Here is an 18,259-nt window from a genome sequence, read left to right as displayed (position 1 = left end):
GATGAAACTGATCCCTGCCCTCACCGCGATTCTGGTGGCTGGCTTTCTCTATCTCCTGATCGTCGATCGCGATCGCCTCTACGCCATTGCCCAGATCGACGGCGCGGCTGCCGAGGATACCGATCTGGCAAAAGCCGAGGACGGCACGCCGCAGGTGGGTGTCGTGGCGTTGCGCAGCAGGGCGCGGGAGGTCGACGACACGGTCGTTCTGCGCGGTCGCACCGAGGCGGCGCGACAGGTCGAGGTGCGCGCCGAGACCTCGGGACGGGTGATTTCTGAGCCGTTGCGCAAGGGCGCCTTCGTGGAAACCGGCGAGGCGCTGTGCGAGCTCGACCCCGGCACCCGCGAGATCCAGCTTGCCGAAGCGCAGGCCCGGCTGAGCGAAGCCGAAAGCCGCGTGCCCACCGCACAGGCCGGCAAGGCCGAGGCCGAGGCGCGACTGCGCGAGGCCGAGATCAACCTCAGCAATGCGCGACGCCTGAGCCAGGGCGGATACCAGAGCGAGACCTCGGTGATCAGCGCCGAGGCGGCGCTCGAGGCGGCGACCGCACAAGTGCAGAGCGCGGAGTCCAACCTCGTCTCGGCCCGCGCCGGCATCGAGGCGGCGCAGGCCGCCGTGGCCTCGGCCGAGCGCGAGATCGACCGGCTGATCATCCGTGCGCCATTCGCCGGACTGCTGGAAACCGACACGGCGGAGCTGGGCCTGCTGATGCAGACCGGCTCGCCCTGCGCGACCATCGTTCAGCTCGACCCGATCAAGCTCGTGGGTTTCGTGCCCGAGGTCCATGTCGACGAAATCCGCGTCGGCGCCCGGGCCACCGGCCGCCTCGCCTCGGGGCGCGCGCTTTCGGGCGAGGTGAGCTTCGTGTCGCGCTCGGCCGACGAGACCACCCGCACCTTCCGGGTCGAGGTCGACGTGCCCAATGCCGATCTCGAAATACGCGACGGCCAGACCGCCGAAATTCTCGTCGATACCAACGGCACGGAGGCGCATCTGCTGCCGCAATCGGCGCTGACGCTCGACGATTCGGGCCAGCTCGGGGTCAGGACCGTCGGCGGTCCGGAAGCGGCGCCGGTGGCGCGCTTCATGCCGGTGGAGTTGCTGCGCGACACGCCCGAGGGCGTGCTGGTGGCAGGGCTCGACCCGGTGGCGTCGGTCATCGTGGTGGGTCAGGAATACGTGACCGACGGGGTCCGCGTCGCGCCGCGCTACAGGGAGCAGGCGCAATGACCGGCATCGTCGACTGGGCCGCCTCGCGCGCCCGGATGATCATCGCCTTCATCGTGCTCAGCCTCACGGCGGGCATCGCCGCCTATATCGGCCTGCCGAAAGAGGGCGAGCCCGATATCGAGATCCCGGCGCTCTTTGTCTCGGTGCCCTTCCCCGGCATCTCGGCCGAGGATGCCGAACAGCTTCTGGTCAAGCCGATGGAGACGCGGCTCGCCGATCTCGACGGCCTCGACACGATGATCTCCAACGCCTCCGAAGGCTATGCGGGGGTGGCGCTCGAATTCGCCTTCGGCTGGGACAAGACCAAGATCATGGCCGATGTGCGCGATGCGATGAACGCGGCCGAGGCCGAGTTTCCCGATGGCGCCGATGCCTGGTCCGTCACCGAGATCAACTTCTCCGAGTTTCCGATCATCATCGTCAACCTGACGGGCCCCCTGCCCGAGCGGACGCTGATCCGTGTCGGAAAGTCGCTTCAGGACCGGCTCGAAGGGCTCGACGCCGTGCTCTCGGCCAATCTCACCGGCCAGCGCGACGAGATGCTCGAGGTGGAGATCGACCCGCTCCGGCTCGAGGCCTACAACGTCACCGCCGCCGAGCTCTTGCAGGTGGTCACCAGCAACAACCTGCTGATCGCCGCGGGCGAGGTCGAGACGGCGCAAGGCACCTTCTCGGTGAAGATCCCGTCGAGCTTCGACGAGCCGCGCGACATCTACGACATCCCGGTGAAGACCAATGGCGACCGGGTGGTGACGCTGGGCGATCTTTCGACGATCCGCCTGACCTTCGAGGATCGCACCTCCACCGCGCGCTACAACGGCGAAACCACGGTGGCGCTGCAGGTGGTCAAGCGCAAGGGCTACAACCTGATCGATACAGCCGCGCTCGTGCGGGACACCGTCGAGGCCGAGCGCGCCTCGTGGCCCGAGGACCTGCGCGCGGCGATCGAGGTCGGCACATCCAACGACCAGAGCAGCAACGTCGCCTCTATGGTCAGCCAGCTCGAGGGCTCGGTGCTCACCGCGATCGCTCTGGTGATGATCGTGGTGCTGGCAACCCTCGGGCCGCGCCCGGCGCTGCTGGTCGGCTTCGCGATCCCGACATCCTTCCTGTTGTGCTTCGCGCTCTTGGCGGTGATGGGCATCTCCATCTCCAACATCGTGATGTTCGGCCTGATCCTCGCCGTGGGCATGCTGGTCGACGGCGCCATCGTCGTGGTCGAATATGCCGACAAGCGGATCTCCGAGGGCGTCGGGCCGATGCACGCCTACGTCGAGGCCGCCAAGCGGATGTTCTGGCCGGTGGTCTCTTCGACCGCGACCACGCTTTGCGCCTTTTTGCCGATGCTGTTCTGGCCCGGTGTCGCGGGGCAGTTCATGGGCATGCTGCCGGTCACGCTGATCTTCGTGCTCTCGGCCTCGCTGGTGGTGGCGCTGATCTATCTGCCGGTGATGGGCGGCGTGCTGGGCCGGATGAGCCGTGGCCTCCTGCATGTGTCGGAGGGGCTGCGGAGGCGACTGCCATGGGTGGTGCGCGCGGCGCTGGTGCCGCCGGCGGCGGGGCTCATCTTCGTGGGGCTGATGCTGGCGTTGAACCCAGGCTACCTGACCGGCGAGGCGCGCCCCTCCCGCAGCCTGATCGAGGCGGCCCCGGGGCTCGGCCTCGCTCTGGCCGGGGCGATCGCGACCACGATTTTCGGTGCGGCGGCCAAGATCCGGCGCGCCCCGAAACGACTGCGCGCGGGCTATCGCCGTTCGCCCTTCGGGCGGTTGATCGCGCTGATCGCGGGCAACCCGGTGATGCCGCTCGTGACCATCGCCGGCGTCGGCGCCTTCGTCTTCACGACCTTCACCTATTTCGGCACCCACAACAACGGCGTCGAGTTCTTCGTCGAGACCGAACCCGAGCAGGCGATCATCTACGTGCAGGCGCGCGGCAACCTCAGCCTCGCCGAGAAGGACGCTATGGTGGCCGAAGCCGAGGAGGTGGTGGTCGGCTTTCCCGGCATCCGCTCGGTCTTTGCCTTCGCGGGCGAAGGCGGCCTCAACTCCAACACCGCGGGTGCCGGTGGTCCGGCCGACGCGGTCGGCCAGCTGCAGATCGAGCTGGTGCCATGGGACGAGCGCCCCGCCTATGCGCGGGAGAACGGCTACGACCTCGCCGATCTGGATGGCGACGTGGTGCTCGAACGGCTGCAGGCCGAACTCGACGGCATTCCCGGCATCCGCATCGAGATCCTCAACCTCGCCCAGGGGCCGGGCGCGTCGAAACCGGTCAATCTGCGCCTCACCGGCGAGAATTTCGACGTCTTGCGCGCCGCAACGGCGCAGGCACGCGAGCGGTTCGAGGAGACGCCGGGACTGACCCTGATCGAGGACACGCTGCCGCTGCCCGGGATCGACTGGCAGATCGATGTCGATATCGAGAAGGCCGGTCGCTACGGCGCCGACGTGGCGACGGTGGGCGCGATGGTCCAGCTCGTCACCCGGGGCATCATGCTCGACACGATGCGCGTCGAAACATCCGACGAGGAGATCGAGATCCGGGTGCGCCTGCCTGAAGAAGATCGCGTGCTGTCCACGCTCGACAGCCTGCGGGTACGGACGCCCGCCGGGCTGGTGCCGCTGTCCAACTTCGTCACCCGTACCCCAGTGGCCAAGCTCGCCGAGATCACGCGGGTCGGCCAGCAGCGCTATTTTGAGGTGAAGGCCGACGTGCTGCCGGGCTTGGTCAAGCTGGTGGAGGGCGACGACAGTCGGGTCGTGCGCGAGGATGAGATCGGGCCCGAATTGCAGAAACGCATCGACGCGGGCGAAGTCACGCGCGTCAGCGTCAACGCCAACGAACGCATCGAGGTGCTGACCGAGTGGCTTGAGACGTCGCCCCTGCCCCCCGGGATCGGCTGGGAGTGGACCGGCGACCAGCAGGACCAGGCCGAAAGCCAAGCCTTCCTGCAATGGGCCTTCACCGGCGCGCTGGGGCTGATGTTCATCATCCTGCTGGCGCAGTTCAACAGCTTCTACAACGCGGTACTGGTGCTCCTCGCGGTGGTGATGTCCACCGCCGGAGTGCTGATCGGCATGCTGGTGATGGAGCAGACTTTCTCGATCATCATGACCGGCACAGGCATCGTGGCGCTGGCGGGGATCGTGGTGAACAACAACATCGTTCTGATCGACACCTATCAGGATTACGAGCGCTACATGCCGCGCACCGAGGCGGTGATCCGTACCGCCGAGGACCGCATCCGCCCGGTCTTTCTCACCACCGTCACCACCATGGCGGGCCTCGCGCCGATGATGTTCGGGCTGAGCCTCGACTTCTTCGGCGGCGGCTACACGATCGACAGCCCGACCGCCCTGTGGTGGAAGCAACTCGCCACCGCCGTGGTCTTCGGCCTCGGCATCGCCACGGTGCTGACGCTGGTCTTCACGCCGGCGATGCTCGCTCTGCGGATCTGGGCCGCGCGCTACGCGCACTGGATGTCGCGGTTGCTGGCCCGGCTCTCGATGGGACGCGGCAGCCGGGCGGCGCGCGACTGGGCGCTCCGGCGCGAGGCCCGCCGGATCAAGGCGCCGGAGATCCTGTGGGAGGGCGAGGACGGGCCGGTGCCGCCCGTGGCGGCGACGCTGCGCGCCGCCGAGTGAGCAACGGCGAAAGGGCCGCCCCGGGAGGGGTGGCCCTTTCGGCACCAGGCTTGGAGGGGTCGTCAGGCCGGCTGCGGCGTTCTCTCGCCCCGGCCCAGCGCCACGAGCGCGAGACCCAGCGCCATCACCGCGCAGCCCGCGATCACTGCGACCATCGGCAGCGCCGTGCCGTTGAAGAACGGCCCCGTGAGGGCGACCATCAGCCCGCCCGTCATCATCTGCAGCGTGCCCCCCAGCGACGAGGCGAGACCGGCGATCTCGCCATGCGGGTCGAGCGCCATGACCTGGCTCGTCGGAATGACGAGGCCGAGGCAGGCGTTGCCGCACAGAAGCAGCCCCATCAGCACCGGCAGCGAAGCGTAGCCCGCCGCCGTGATCGACAGGAGCGTCAGGCTGAAGACGGCAAAGCCCGCCAGCGCCAGCCGCAGCATCCGCAACAGGCCGATGCGGCGGCCCAGCGTCGCGGCGAACTGGCTCGCGCCGAAGAAGCCCACCGCATTGGTCGCGAAGGCGAGGCTGAACTGTAGCGGCGTCAGCCCGTATTGCTGCGTGTAGACGAAGCTGGCGGAGGCGATGAAGACGAAGAAGCTCGCCATGCCGAAGCCCGACACGAAGGTCAGCGCCATGAAGGTCGGGTCGCGGAACAGCCGCTTGGCCGAGACCGCAAGCAGGCGCGGACGCACCGGGCGGCGGCGCTCCGCAGGCAGCGTTTCCTTGAGGGCGAAGACCGACAACAGCAGCGCCAGTGCCGCCACGACCGCAAGCGCCCAGAAGATGCCGCGCCAGCCGGTGAAGGTCATCATGATCGCGCCAGACAGCGGCGCCAGCATCGGCGAGACCGAGATCACCAGCATGATCATCGCCACCAGCCGCGTCGCTTCGTGGCCGGTATACATGTCGCGCACCATGGCGCGCGGCACCACCATCAGCGCCGCGCAGCCCAGACCCTGCAAGGCGCGGAACGCCACCAGCCAGGGCAGCGACGGTGCCAAGGCGCAGCCGATCGTCGCCACGAGGAACACGCCGACGCCGATATAGACCGGCGCCTTGCGGCCTGCCGCGTCGGCGAAGGGCCCGTAGAAGAGCTGCGCCAAGCCGAAGGCTAGGAAATAGGCGCTGATCGTCGCCTGCGCCGCTGCCTCGTCGACGCCCAGATCGGCGGCAAGCCCCGGCAGGCCGGGCAGATACATGTCGATCGTGAAGGGACCCACGGCAGAGAGCAGGCCCAACACCAGCGCGGTGCGGAACATCGGCGAAAACATAGGGCTGTCCTTGAACTCCGCGCACGGGGCACGCGAAACGGCGATTGGCCCACGCGCGGCGGGCGACTCGCGCGCAGGCTAGACCGATCGGTTCAGAAGCGCAATCACGCGGCTTCGGCCTCCTCGGCCTGCTGGCGGGACCAGAGCTGCGCATAGCGGCCTTCCTGCGCCAAAAGATGCTCGTGGCGCCCGGATTCGACCACTTTTCCGGCTTCCAGCACGACGATCCGGTCGGCATCTGCAATTGTGGACAGCCGATGTGCGATGGTGATCACCGAGCGCCCTTGTCCCATGGCGCGTAGCTGGCCCTGAATTTCGCGCTCGGTATCGGTGTCGAGCGCGCTCGTGGCCTCGTCCAGAAGCAGGATCGGCGGATCCTTGAGCAAGGTGCGAGCGATACCGACCCGCTGTTTCTCACCGCCCGACAGCTTCAGCCCGCGTTCGCCGACCGTCGTGTCGTAACCCTCGGGCAGCGACATGATGAAATCATGGATCTGCGCCGCGCGCGCCACAGCCTCGATCTCCTCGCGCGTGGCGCCGTCGCGGCCATAGGCGATGTTGTAGAGGATCGTGTCGTTGAACAGCACCGTGTCCTGCGGCACCACGCCGATCTGTGCATGCAGGCTATGTTGGGTCACCTCGCGCAGGTCCTGACCGTCGATCCTGATCGCGCCCTCGGTCACGTCGTAGAAGCGGAACAGCAGCCGGCCGATGGTCGATTTTCCGGCCCCGGATGAACCGACGATGGCGACGGTCTCGCCGGGCTTCACGGTGAAGGACACGCCCTTCAGTATACCGCGCGCCGCCTCGTAACCGAAGCAGACATCGTCGAAGACGATCTCGCCGCGCGGCACCGCCAGCGCCTTGGCGTCCGGCCGGTCGGTGACCTCCGGCGGCTGGTTCAGCAGGTCGAACATCTCGCCCATGTCGATCAGCGCCTGCCGGATCTCCCGGTAGACGGTGCCGAGGAAGTTCAGCGGCATGGTGATCTGGATCATGTAGGCGTTGACCATGACGAAATCACCGACGCTGAGCGCGCCGCGCTGAACCCCCACGGCGGCCATGATCATGACCACGACGAGGCCGGTGGTGATGATCAGCGACTGTCCGAAATTGAGGAAGGCCAGCGAATAATTGGTGCGCGTCGCGGCGGCGGCGTATTTCTCCATCGCGGAATCATAGCGCGCGGCCTCCCGCCCCTCGGCCCCGAAATACTTCACCGTTTCGAAGTTGAGCAGACTGTCGATCGCCTTCTGATTGGCGTCGGTGTCCTGATCGTTCATCTGCTTGCGGATCCGGACCCGCCACTCCGTCACCTTGAAGGTGAAGGCGACGTAAAGGATGATCGTGCCCAGCACCACGACGAGATACCACACGTCGAACAGGAAGAAGAGCACCACCGCGACCAGCAGCAGTTCCAGGATCAGCGGACCGATCGAGAACAGCAGGAAGCGCAGCAGGAAATCCACGCCCTTCACGCCGCGCTCGATGATCCGGCTGAGACCGCCGGTCTTGCGACTGATGTGATAGCGCAGGCTCATGGCGTGGATATGCTGGAAGGTCCTGAGCGCGAGCTTTCGAAGCGCCCTCTGCCCCACCGGCGTAAACACCACGTCGCGCAGCTGCTGGAATCCGACATTGGCGAGCCGCGCCAGCCCGTAGATCAGCGTGAGCCCCGCCGCGCCGATCGCCAGCAGCATCGCCGCGCTCTCGCCCTCGCCCGCCAGCGCATCGACGGCGGCCTTGTAGAAGAGCGGCGTGGCGACGGCGATCAGCTTGGCGAAGACCAGAAGCGATACCGCCAGCACGACGCGGCGCTTCACCCACCCCTTACCTTCAGGCCACAGATAGGGGATCACCTGCCGGATCGTGTCCCATCCCCGCACGGGCTGGCCCGAAAGATTGGCGTCGGTCTTGGACAGGCGTCGCATCGGCTGGCTCCGGGCTGGCGGCGGCCGCCCCAAACTAGGATGCACGCTGCCGGATGGCCAGAGCACGGCGCCGAACCCCGCGCTTGAGCGGAGGGGGGCTGCGTTCTACGAGTGATGGGACACAACCCGGAGTTCCCAGATGCCCCTACCCGCCTTTTCCAACTCGGTCTGCGTCTATTGCGGCTCGCGTCCCGGCCTGCGCCCCGCCTACGAGGTCGCGGCCCGCGAAACCGGCGAGATGCTGGCGCGGCGCGGATGGCGGCTCGTTTACGGGGCCGGGGATGTCGGGCTGATGGGCGCGGTGGCGCGCGCGGCGCAGGGCATGGGCGGGTCGAGCTTCGGGGTGATCCCGCGCCATCTCGTCGATGCCGAGGTCGGCAAGACCGATCTCGACACCTATGTCGTCACCGAGACGATGCACGAGCGCAAGAAGGTCATGTTCATGAACGCCGAGGCGATCGTCATGCTGCCCGGCGGCGCCGGATCGCTCGACGAGTTCTTCGAGGTCCTCACCTGGCGCCAGCTCGGCCTGCATGGCAAGCCGATCCTGCTTTTGGACATCGAAGGTTACTGGCAACCGCTGCGCCAGCTCCTGAACCACGTCATCGACGAGGGTTTCGCGGATGAAAGCCTCAAGGCGTTCATCCAGTACGTTCCGAACGTGAAGGGGCTGGAACGGGCACTGGAAGCGGCCCTGCCGGGGTGAAAGGCCGCCCCCGGGGGGGCGGCCCGCAACCGTTCACCCGGCGATTTCGTCCGCCACGGCCTTTTCGATTTCGGCGACGGGGTGGTTGGTGAGCGTCTTCGGGACCTCGGCCACCACGGTGTCGGCCACCTCCTTGTGCCACTCGCCCCGCAGCGCCCCGAGCACCTGAGGGCTGGCGACCACGACCAGCTTCTCGAAGCGGCCCTTGTGGACGTTGCGGTAGAGGATGTCGGCGAGATCGGCGGCGAACCGATCCTTCGCGAGCTGGTGGAAATCCGTCTCGGCCAGGGCGGTGCGCTGTCCGGGACCGGTATCCGCCAACCGGCCCGCCTTGTCGGTGGCCTGCTCGCGGTCCGGCGGGTTCTCCTGTTCCTCCTTGCGCACGACGCGCAGGTTCGGGTGCTGGTCGTCAGTTACGTTCTCGAGGATCAACGCCTTTTCGCCATCGGCGACGAGAACCCAGGTTCCGTTGTCGATCTTCGCCATCACTCGGTATCCTTCTCGTCGCTCTTGCGCACGCGGGTGACGCCGGGATCGTCCTGCTCGGCACGCTTGAGATCGTCTCGAGTGCCGACCTTGCGGGTGAGATCCCCGCCTTCGCGGCCGGGCTGGTTGCCGGCGCCGCCTTGGTCTTCTTCGCTCACATAGGCGTCGGTTTCCTTCACGCCGTCCTTGGATCGTGCCCTGTCGGCCATGGGAGCCTCCTGTCTTGCGTTCGCGAGACCAACGATTCATGAGAGGCGGGGTTCCGGCGCGGAGCGGTACGGCAGCGCATGAGAAAGGCCCCCGCGATCGCTCGCGAGGGCCGGTTGCAGGGTCGATAGCCTTGCAGCGCCGGGCGCTTACATGCGCGAGGCGACGTTCTCCCAGTTCACCAGGTTGTCGAGGAAGTTCGAGATGTAGGCCGGGCGCTTGTTGCGGTAGTCGATGTAGTAGGAGTGCTCCCATACATCGAGGCCCAGCAGAGCGGTCTGGCCGAAGCAGAGCGGGTTCACGCCGTTCTCGGTCTTGGTGACCTTGAGGCCGCCATCGGCGTCCTTGACCAGCCAGGCCCAGCCCGAGCCGAACTGACCGGCACCGGCGGCGGCGAACTCTTCCTTGAACTTGTCGACCGAGCCGAAGCTGTCGGTGATCGCCTTTTCCAGTTCGCCCGGCATCTTGCTGTCGTTCGGGGTCATCATCTCCCAGAACTGGTTGTGGTTCCACAGCTGCGAGATGTTGTTGAAGATGCCGTTCTGCGCCACCGCCGACTTGTCATAGGTGCCGCGAATGATCTCCTCGAGCGACTTGCCATCCCACTCGGTGCCGGCGATCAGCTTGTTGCCGTTGTCGACATAGGCCTTGTGGTGCAGGTCGTGGTGGTACTCGAGCGTCTCCTTCGACATGCCCTTGGAGGCGAGCGCGTCGTGGGCGTAGGGGAGGTCGGGAAGTTCGAAAGCCATGTCGGTCTCGCTTTTCTGCCAGTGGTGGATTTGCGCCACATAACAGAACCTCCGGCCGCCAAAGGTCAATGGGACCAGTGGGAAATTCGGGACTTGCAATCGAACGCGGCGCGCTGGTCGCGGTTGCTCGGGCATCGGCGGTGACAGAAAGCCTGTCGCGCGCCAAGTAGAAGCGACAGGAGCCGCGGCCCGGGGGGCCACGGCTCCTGCGATGTGAGGAACTCGTTCCTCAAGAACCACACCGGCCTCAGGCCGGAACGGATCGTTTACTGGACCACCTCGGCGTCGCCCTCGACCTCGATCGTGTCGGTCGAATCGGCCGGCGCCTCTTCGATCTCGGCTTCGGCCTCGGCGGCCTCTTCCTCGATCTCGGCCGCACCTTCCTCGACCTCGGTCTCGATGGCGGCACCCGCATCCTCGACCTCTTCGACCACGGCGGTGCCGGCATCCTCGATGCTTTCGGCGGCGCCTTCGGCCTCGGTCTCGACGCTGATGTTGGTTTCCTCGCCGACGACGTCGGCGTTATCGACCTCGCTGCCACCGGCGAACAGCCAGTAGAGGACGATCACGGCCACCACGAGGCCGCCGACGATCAGCGCGATCGAGCTGCCGCCGCTCTTCTTCGGCGGCGGATTCACGTTGTTGTTGTTGATGTTCGGGTCGGACATGCGAGATGCTCCGTCAATGTGACATTCGTCGGCCAACGTCACCCGGACGGGCGGGTTCCGGCCGTGAGTAAATTTTTTGCGATGTTTCGGGAGGGCTGCGGCGACGCCACAGTAGCTTTGGCGCCACCCCGCTCGCGCGGACGTGGCCGGGTGCGACCCTTGCGGGGGTTTCGGGGCCGGGCTCCGCGCTGTAGTGACGACACAAGACAGGAGTGACGCATGCTGTTCTGGATCATCGCGCTGGCCCTTAGCGGGGTCGTGGCCCTCGCCTTGGCGGCACCGCTGCTGCGGCCGGGCCACGAGGCCGGCAGCAATGCGGATCTCGATTTCTATCGCAACCAGCTCGCGGAGATCGAGGCGGACCGCGCGCGCGGGCTGATCGGTCCCGACGAGGCCGAGCGCGCCCGGGCCGAGATCGGCCGGCGGCTCATCGCGGCCGACCGCGCCGCGCGCGAACCCCGCCAACAGTCGCGCGGGCCGGTATGGCCGGTGGCATTGTTCGGCGGCATCGTGGTGATCGGCGGCGCCATCTGGCTCTACGCGGATCTCGGGGCCCCGGGCCGCCCCGATGCGCCCTTGTCCGAACGGTTGGAGATGGCGCGCGAGCGGCGCGCCGATCGCCCGAGCCAGGCCGAGGCCGAGGCCGTCACGCCCGCCATTCAGGCGGCCGCCCCCGAGGAATACCTCGCGATGGTCGAACAGCTGCGCGAGGCGGTGCCCGGACGGCCCGACGACCTGACCGGCTGGCAGCTTCTGTCGCGGCACGAGGCGGCCTTGGGCAATTACGCCGCCGCCGCCCGCGCACAGGAGCGGGTGATCGAAATCAAGGGCGACGACGCCAGCTTCGAGGATCGGCTGGCGCTGGTCGACCGGATGGTCGCGGCCACAGGCGGTCTCGTCACGCCCGAAAGCGAGGCGTTGCTGGCACGGCTGCTCGACGCCGATCCGGATGCGGCGGGGCCGCTTTACTACATGGGCCTGCTGCAGGCGCAGATCGAACGGCCCGACCTCGCCTTCCGATATTGGAAACGCGTGATCGAGCGAGGCGATCCTGCCTCGCCGCATGTGGAGCTGGCCCGCGCGCAGATCGGCCGCGCAGCGGCGCTTGCCGGGGTCGACTACACGCCGCCCTCGGCGCCCGGCCCATCGGCCGCCGATATCGCGGCGGCGCAGGACATGGATCCGGCCGCACGCGACGAGATGATCCGGGGCATGGTCGATGGCCTAGCCGCGCGGCTGGCCGAGAGCGGCGGCGCGGCGCCGGACTGGGCCCGGCTGATCGGGGCCCTCGGCGTGCTCGGTGAAACCGACCGCGCCGAGGCGATCTGGACCGAGGCGCAACAGGTTTTCGCCGGCACGCCCGATCTCGAGCAGATCCGGGACGCGGCACGCAAGGCGGGGGTGGCGGAATGATCTTCGAGACGGCCGAAGACTTTGCCGCCGCCCTGCCCCGCGCCGGCGCTTTGGCCGGTCTCGACTTCGGCACCAAGACCATCGGCGTCGCTGTCTCCGACGGGCTCCGCTCGGTCGCCACGCCGCTCGAGACGGTGAAGCGCAAGAAGTTCACCGACGATGCGGCGCGGCTTCTGGCCATTGCCGAAGGTCGTGGCATCGCCGGCTTCGTGCTAGGGCTGCCGCGCAACATGGACGGCTCCGAGGGGCCGCGCGCCCAGTCGACCCGTGCCTTCGCACGCAACCTGTCACGGCTGACCGAGATCCCGATCGGCTTTTGGGACGAACGGCTCTCGACCGTCGCGGCCGAGCGCGCGCTGCTCGAAGCCGACCATTCGCGCAAACGCCGGGGCGAACTGATCGACGCGGTCGCAGCCGGATACATTCTGCAGGGTCTCCTGGACCGTCTGAGCTACATGGGACGGTCATGAGCGACGAGGTCTGGAGCCGGGCCGAGATCGAAAGCCCCTGCGTGAAGCTCTGCACGATCCACCCCGAAACCCGGCTCTGCCTCGGCTGCGCCCGCTCGATCGACGAGATCGCCGCCTGGGGCCGGATGAGCGCCGAGGAGCGCCGCGCGGTGATGGCCGAGCTGCCCGGGCGCGAGCCTACGCCCAAGGGCCGGCGCGGCGGCCGCAAGGCACGGCTGGAGCGCTAGATCAGCGCCTTGCGCAGCATGTTGAGCGCGACGAGGATCAGAAAGACGCCGAACACCCGCTTGAGCCGCTTGGCATCCGTCCGATGCGCCAACGCGGCCCCGAGCGGCGCGGTCAGCAGCGTCATCGCGATGATCAGAAGAAAGGCCGGCAGGTTCACCGAGCCCAACGTCATCGGTGGCGCGACACCGGCGGGAAGCGGCGTCAGCAGGAAGCCCATCACCGAAGGCAGCGCGATCAGCAGGCCGAACCCGGCAGCCGTGGCCACGGCGCGGTGCATCGCCATGCCGTGCAGCGTCATGATCGGCACCCCGAAGCTGCCCCCGCCGATCCCCATCAGCACCGATAGGAGGCCGACCGCCGGGGCCGTCGCGGCGCGGCGCCAGCCGGAGGGCATGGTTTCGCCCAGTCGCCAGTGGCTGCGACCCAGCACCATGTAGAGCGCCACGCTCAGCGCCAGCCCGCCGAAGATGAGCTGGAGCACCGTGGTACGCAGCTGCGCCACCACTAGCACTCCCACCAGCGCGCCCAAGGCGATGCCGGGGGCCCAGCCGCGCAGGACGGTCCAATCGACCGCGCCCTTGCGATCGTGGCTCAGGACCGAGCGGGCCGAGGTGACGATGATCGTGGCAAGCGAAGTGGCAAGGCAGATCTGCATCAGCTGCGGCGTCTCGTAGCCGAGGGCGGCGAATGCGTAGAAGAAGGCCGGCACCAGAACGATGCCGCCGCCGACGCCCAAGAGCCCGGCCAGCACGCCCGCGAAGGCGCCGATGGCGAGCAGCATCGCCCCCATGGACAAAAGCAACGTGGTTTCAGGCATCTGGCGCTCCCGCTTGTTTCGCGACAGCGATGCCCGCCCCCCGTCTTGGCCACAAGGGGCCGTTTGGGAGGAAATAGTGCTCAGGCTGCCTGCTGCAGGTCCTCGACCCGGCCCAGCGCTTCGATCACCAGTTCCGGCCCGGCGCCCGGGCGCGACGCACCCTCGGACAGAACCCGCCGCCAGCCCCGCGCCCCCGGGCGACCCGCGAAGAGGCCGAGCATGTGCCGCGTCACCTGGTGCAACCGCCCCCCCGCCGAGAGATGCGCCTCGATATAGGGCAGCATGTCGCGCACCGCCGCTTCGGCGCGGCTCGTGCCCGGATCGGCCCAGATGCGCCGGTCGGCCTCGCACAGGATATCGGCAGGCGCATGATACGCGGCCCGGCCGATCATCACCCCGTCAAGACCGGCCTCCAGAAAGGTTTCGGCCTCGTCGAGCGAGCCGACGCCACCATTCACGGACAGGTGCAGATGCGGAAACGCGCGCTTCATCCTCGCCACCAGATCGTAGTCGAGCGGGGGAATGTCGCGGTTTTCCTTGGGGCTCAGCCCCTGCAGCCAAGCCTTGCGCGCATGGATGGTGAAGCGGCGAACGCCCGCCGCCGCGACCGTTTCGAGGAAACGGGGCAGAACCGTCTCGGGCTCCTGCTCGTCAACGCCAATGCGGCATTTCACCGTCACTTCGACCGGGCTCGCGGCGATCATCTCTGCGCAGCATTCGGCCACCAGATCAGGCCGCGTCATCAGCACTGCGCCGAAGGCACCGGACTGCACCCGGTCCGAGGGACAGCCGCAGTTGAGATTGATCTCATCATAGCCGAATTCGGCCCCGATCCGCGCTGCCTCGCGAAGTTCGGTCGGGTCCGACCCGCCGAGCTGCAGCGCCACGGGATGTTCGGTATCGCCAAAACCCAGAAGCCGCTCGCGATCGCCGTGGACCACGGCGGGCGCGGTCACCATCTCGGTATAAAGCAAGGCTCGCCGCGACAGCAGACGGTGCAGATGCCGGCAATGGCGGTCGGTCCAGTCCATCATCGGGGCGACGGACAGGCGGGCGGCGTCTGGCAATGCGGTCTGGCCTGAGGTCATGTCTCGATCCGGGCTGCGGTTGGGAGAGGCGCTGTCTAGCATCAGGTTGCATGACGGGCAAATCCGATAGGTTCCGCTTTGCCTCGCTCCCCTATGCCGGCGAAGCCGCATGTGCGACTGCGACAACGTGCTGCCGAAGTCTCAACGCCGTGCGAACGAGGAAAGGTCGGCATAACGGTCTCTCTCGGGTGGTCCCGGATGCATTCTCTGCTTCGATCCCATGGAAAATGTCATCCTCGACCGCCCGCGGCACCGACCGCGACATCGAAGGTCGGAGCCGTGTGATTCGTACCGAGACCTGATAACGCCGCCAAATGGAGATGCTCGGCCCCGGCCTCTCCACCGATCGACGCCACCAAGCAAGCCGCCACGACAGCGCCATGCGTCGCTGCGACAGAATAAAGCACCCCGGGGCGTCGTAAATTTCTGCCCGAGTCTGGTCGCCGCGCTTCGTCTCCGCGATAGTGCGCGCCATGTCGCTATTCATCATCGCCCTCCTCCCGTTCCTCGGCGCGCTGCTGCCCGGTCTTATGATCCGGGCCGGTCGCCAGGCCTGTTTCACCGCCACCTTCCTCGTCACGGCCTCGGCCGCGGTGGGGCTGCTCACGCATCTGCCCGCCGTGCTGCGGGGCGAGACGGTCTCGGCCCGGCTCGACTGGATGCCGGGGCTGGGGCTCAACGTGAACCTGTTCCTCGACCCGCTGGGCTTCATGTTCGCGGCGCTGATCCTCGGGATCGGGCTGCTGATCATCGCCTATGCGCGCCACTACCTGTCGCGCGACGACAACATGGGCGAGTTCTTCAGCTACCTGCTGCTGTTCCAGGGCGCGATGGTGGGCATCGTGATTTCCGACAACATCCTGCTCCTGCTGATCTTCTGGGAGCTGACCTCGCTCTCCTCCTTCCTGCTCATCGGGTTCTGGAAACACCTGCCCGAAGGCCGCCAAGGCGCGCGCATGGCGCTCGCCGTGACCGGCATGGGCGGGCTGGCGCTGATCGGCGGCATGCTGCTTCTGGGCCAGATCGTCGGCAGCTACGACCTGAGCGTCATCCTCGAACAACGCGACGTGGTACAGGCCTCGCCGCTCTATGTCCCGGCCCTGCTGCTGATCCTGCTGGGCTGCTTCACCAAATCGGCGCAGTTCCCGTTCCATTTCTGGCTGCCGCACGCGATGGCGGCCCCGACCCCGGTCTCGGCCTACCTGCACTCGGCCACCATGGTGAAGGCCGGGCTGTTCCTGCTGGCGCGGCTCTGGCCGGTGCTCGCGGGTACCGAGGAGTGGTTCTACATCGTCACGACGGCCGGCCTCGTGACCATGGTGCTCGGCGCCTTCATCGCGATCTTCAAGCACGATCTGAAGGCGCTGCTGGCCTTTTCGACCGTGTCGCATCTGGGACTGATCACCTTCCTGCTGGGCACCGGCACGGCCTTCGGCGCGATGGCGGCGGTGTTCCACATCCTCAACCATGCAAGCTTCAAGGCCGCGCTCTTCATGACCGCCGGCATCGTCGATCACGGCGTTCATACCCGCGATATGCGAAGGCTGGGCGGGCTGCGACGCCTGATGCCGATCTCGTTTGCCATCGCAACCTTGGCAGGCCTGTCGATGGCGGGCATTCCGCTGCTCAACGGTTTCCTGTCGAAGGAAATGATGCTCGAGGAGGCCGCGCATACGACGCTGTTCGGCATGCCGATGCTGGTCACGATCGTGGCGACGCTGGGGGCGCTGTTCTCGGCCGCCTATTCCTTCCGGTTGATCGCCCATACCTTCTTGGGCGCCGAACGCGACGATTACCCGGCGCATCCGCATGATCCGAACCCCGGCATGTGGCTGCCGCCGGCGCTGCTGATCATCCCCGTCGTGGTGATCGGCCTGTTCCCGGCGCTGGCCGAGCCCTTCGTGAAGCTCGTCACCGGCGCGGTGATCGGCTCGGCCGCCGAACTGCCCGACGCCCATCTCAAGCTCTGGCACGGCCTGACCCCGGCGCTGTTCATGTCGGCGATCGCGGTGATCGGCGGCGCGCTGCTGCTGATGGGCTTCGCGCCGCTGTCGCGGATCTGGGAAGCGGCGCGGCGGCCAGAGGCCAAGGACATCTTCGACCGGATCATCGCGGGCTGCGTCGCGCTGGCGCGCCCGGTGACGCGTGGCCTGCATGACGGGGCCTTCACCCGCTATGCCGCGATCATGGTGCTGACCGTGGTGGCGGTCGGCGCGCATGCATGGTTCTCGGGCACGACCGGCGCCGAGATCCGGCGCCCGCTCCTGCCCGTCACGCCCATCGCCATAGCGGCATGGGCGATGCTGATCGCCGCCACCGGTTTCCTCGTGGCGGTGCATCGCAACCGTCTGGCGGTGCTGATGCTCATGGGGGTCATCGGCCTGATGGTCTCCGTCGGCTTCAACCATTTCTCCGCCCCCGATCTCGCGCTCACGCAGATCTCGGTCGAGGTGGTGACGATCATCCTGCTGTTGCTGGCGCTGAACTTCCTGCCCAATACCACGCCCAACGAATCCGGAGCGGCGCGGCGCACCCGCGACGCGATCATCGCCGGGGCCGGCGGCATCGCCGCGGCGGGTCTGATCTGGTCCATTCTCTCGACCGAGTTCCCGATCGCGCCGATCTCGGACTACCACCTCGCCAACTCCTACAAGGGCGGCGGCGGAGACAACGTGGTCAACGTGATCCTGGTCGACTTCCGGGGCTTCGACACCTTCGGCGAGATCATCGTGCTCGGCATCGCCGCGCTGGTGATCTACGCGCTGACCGAAACCCTGCTTTCGGGCAAGGTGCGCCGCAAGCTGTTGAACCGCGGGCACGAGGAACCGCAGGCCGGCGACGCCCACCCGCTGATGATGGTGGTGCTGACGCGGGTGATGATGCCTCTGATCCTGATGGTCGGCGTCTACATCTTCCTGCGCGGCCACAACGATCCCGGCGGCGGCTTCGTCGCGGGCCTCGTGGTCGCGATCGCCGTGGTGACGCAATACATGGCCTCGGGCTTCGCCTGGGCGGCGCGGCGCCAGCGCTACCCCTATCACGGGATCATCGGCGCCGGCGTCTTCGTGGCCGGTCTCACCGGCATCGGCGCCTGGTTCGTCGGACAGCCCTTCCTGACCTCGGCCTTCGGCTATTTCCGGATCCCGCCGATGGAGGAGTTCGAGCTGGCCACCGCCATGGGCTTCGACCTCGGCGTGTTCCTCGCCGTGCTCGGCGCGGTGATGCTATCGCTCGAAAGTTTCTCGCGACTGGGTTACAGGGCCGGCACCGAGACCTCCGATCACGCGATGGACATCGATCCGTCGCGCGGCGAGGAGCTCGATCCGGTCGTGGATGCAAAGCGCGAGGGCAGCTGA

General features: G+C 67.4%; 15 protein-coding genes. 7 read left to right on the top strand and 8 right to left on the bottom strand.

Features of this window, described 5'->3' with window-relative positions:
* The first annotated feature begins 1 nt into the window (after position 1).
* Both O4G76_RS15030 and O4G76_RS15025 read left to right on the top strand, forming a co-directional pair.
* Positions 2-1,231, top strand: coding sequence for an efflux RND transporter periplasmic adaptor subunit (locus tag O4G76_RS15030; protein ID WP_269398087.1), 1,230 nt, complete (start codon positions 2-4; stop codon positions 1,229-1,231).
* Entirely contained in the window at positions 1,228-4,878 is a 3,651-nt protein-coding gene (locus tag O4G76_RS15025; RefSeq protein ID WP_269398086.1) for an efflux RND transporter permease subunit, read from the top strand. Before O4G76_RS15030 ends, O4G76_RS15025 begins: the two co-directional genes overlap by 4 nt.
* A gap of 62 nt (positions 4,879-4,940) precedes the next feature.
* Here the strand turns inward: O4G76_RS15025 and O4G76_RS15020 are convergent, their stop codons facing one another.
* Together O4G76_RS15020 and O4G76_RS15015 are read right to left on the bottom strand one after the other, a co-directional pair.
* Complete coding sequence (locus tag O4G76_RS15020; RefSeq protein ID WP_269398085.1) at positions 4,941-6,140, bottom strand: multidrug effflux MFS transporter; 1,200 nt, start codon at positions 6,138-6,140, stop codon at positions 4,941-4,943.
* A gap of 104 nt (positions 6,141-6,244) precedes the next feature.
* Positions 6,245-8,071 (bottom strand): ABC transporter ATP-binding protein/permease, encoded by a 1,827-nt coding sequence (locus tag O4G76_RS15015; protein ID WP_269398084.1) that lies wholly within the window; start codon positions 8,069-8,071, stop codon positions 6,245-6,247.
* A gap of 139 nt (positions 8,072-8,210) precedes the next feature.
* Between O4G76_RS15015 and O4G76_RS15010 the strand changes: the two genes are divergently transcribed.
* Positions 8,211-8,777: a TIGR00730 family Rossman fold protein gene (locus tag O4G76_RS15010; protein WP_269398083.1), complete on the top strand. Its 567-nt coding sequence runs from the start codon at positions 8,211-8,213 to the stop codon at positions 8,775-8,777.
* Between the two features lie 33 nt (positions 8,778-8,810).
* Here O4G76_RS15010 and O4G76_RS15005 read toward each other — a convergent pair whose 3' ends face one another.
* From O4G76_RS15005 to O4G76_RS14990, 4 genes are all read right to left on the bottom strand, one after another.
* Positions 8,811-9,263, bottom strand: coding sequence for a host attachment family protein (locus O4G76_RS15005; protein ID WP_269398082.1), 453 nt, complete (start codon positions 9,261-9,263; stop codon positions 8,811-8,813).
* A complete protein-coding gene (locus tag O4G76_RS15000) occupies positions 9,263-9,472 on the bottom strand; it encodes a hypothetical protein (protein WP_269398081.1) in 210 nt (69 codons plus the stop codon). Before O4G76_RS15000 ends, O4G76_RS15005 begins: the two co-directional genes overlap by 1 nt.
* A gap of 147 nt (positions 9,473-9,619) precedes the next feature.
* Positions 9,620-10,219, bottom strand: coding sequence for a superoxide dismutase (locus O4G76_RS14995; protein WP_269398080.1), 600 nt, complete (start codon positions 10,217-10,219; stop codon positions 9,620-9,622).
* A 266-nt stretch (positions 10,220-10,485) separates the two neighbouring features.
* Positions 10,486-10,887 carry a hypothetical protein gene (locus tag O4G76_RS14990; protein ID WP_269398079.1) on the bottom strand — a complete coding sequence of 134 codons (402 nt, stop codon included), beginning with the start codon at positions 10,885-10,887 and terminating at the stop codon, positions 10,486-10,488.
* A 219-nt stretch (positions 10,888-11,106) separates the two neighbouring features.
* Here O4G76_RS14990 and ccmI point away from each other — a divergent pair, with 219 nt between their 5' ends.
* From ccmI to O4G76_RS14975, 3 genes are read left to right on the top strand one after another with little or no spacing between them, the layout of a single operon-like run.
* Positions 11,107-12,300: a c-type cytochrome biogenesis protein CcmI gene (ccmI, locus tag O4G76_RS14985; RefSeq protein ID WP_269398078.1), complete on the top strand. Its 1,194-nt coding sequence runs from the start codon at positions 11,107-11,109 to the stop codon at positions 12,298-12,300.
* Positions 12,297-12,770, top strand: a complete 474-nt coding sequence (gene ruvX / locus O4G76_RS14980) for a Holliday junction resolvase RuvX (protein ID WP_269398077.1) — start codon at positions 12,297-12,299, stop codon at positions 12,768-12,770. The genes ccmI and ruvX overlap by 4 nt, the downstream gene beginning before the upstream one ends.
* The gene (locus O4G76_RS14975) at positions 12,767-12,997 is read left to right on the top strand and encodes a DUF1289 domain-containing protein (protein ID WP_269398076.1); all 231 of its coding nucleotides are present in this window, start codon (positions 12,767-12,769) and stop codon (positions 12,995-12,997) included. Before ruvX ends, O4G76_RS14975 begins: the two co-directional genes overlap by 4 nt.
* Here the strand turns inward: O4G76_RS14975 and O4G76_RS14970 are convergent.
* A complete protein-coding gene (locus O4G76_RS14970) occupies positions 12,994-13,815 on the bottom strand; it encodes a sulfite exporter TauE/SafE family protein (RefSeq protein WP_269398075.1) in 822 nt (273 codons plus the stop codon). The genes O4G76_RS14975 and O4G76_RS14970 overlap by 4 nt on opposite strands.
* 80 nt (positions 13,816-13,895) lie before the next feature.
* A complete protein-coding gene (dusA, locus tag O4G76_RS14965) occupies positions 13,896-14,903 on the bottom strand; it encodes a tRNA dihydrouridine(20/20a) synthase DusA (protein WP_269398074.1) in 1,008 nt (335 codons plus the stop codon).
* A 473-nt stretch (positions 14,904-15,376) separates the two neighbouring features.
* Here dusA and O4G76_RS14960 point away from each other — a divergent pair, with 473 nt between their 5' ends.
* Complete coding sequence (locus O4G76_RS14960; RefSeq protein ID WP_269398073.1) at positions 15,377-18,259, top strand: monovalent cation/H+ antiporter subunit A; 2,883 nt, start codon at positions 15,377-15,379, stop codon at positions 18,257-18,259.

It is taken from the genome of Limimaricola sp. G21655-S1 (assembly GCF_027213785.1).
In the GTDB taxonomy this organism is placed as follows: Bacteria; Pseudomonadota; Alphaproteobacteria; order Rhodobacterales; family Rhodobacteraceae; genus Limimaricola.
Note: the sequence above shows the minus strand (reverse complement) of the source record. Positions and strands in the feature narration are given on the sequence as shown.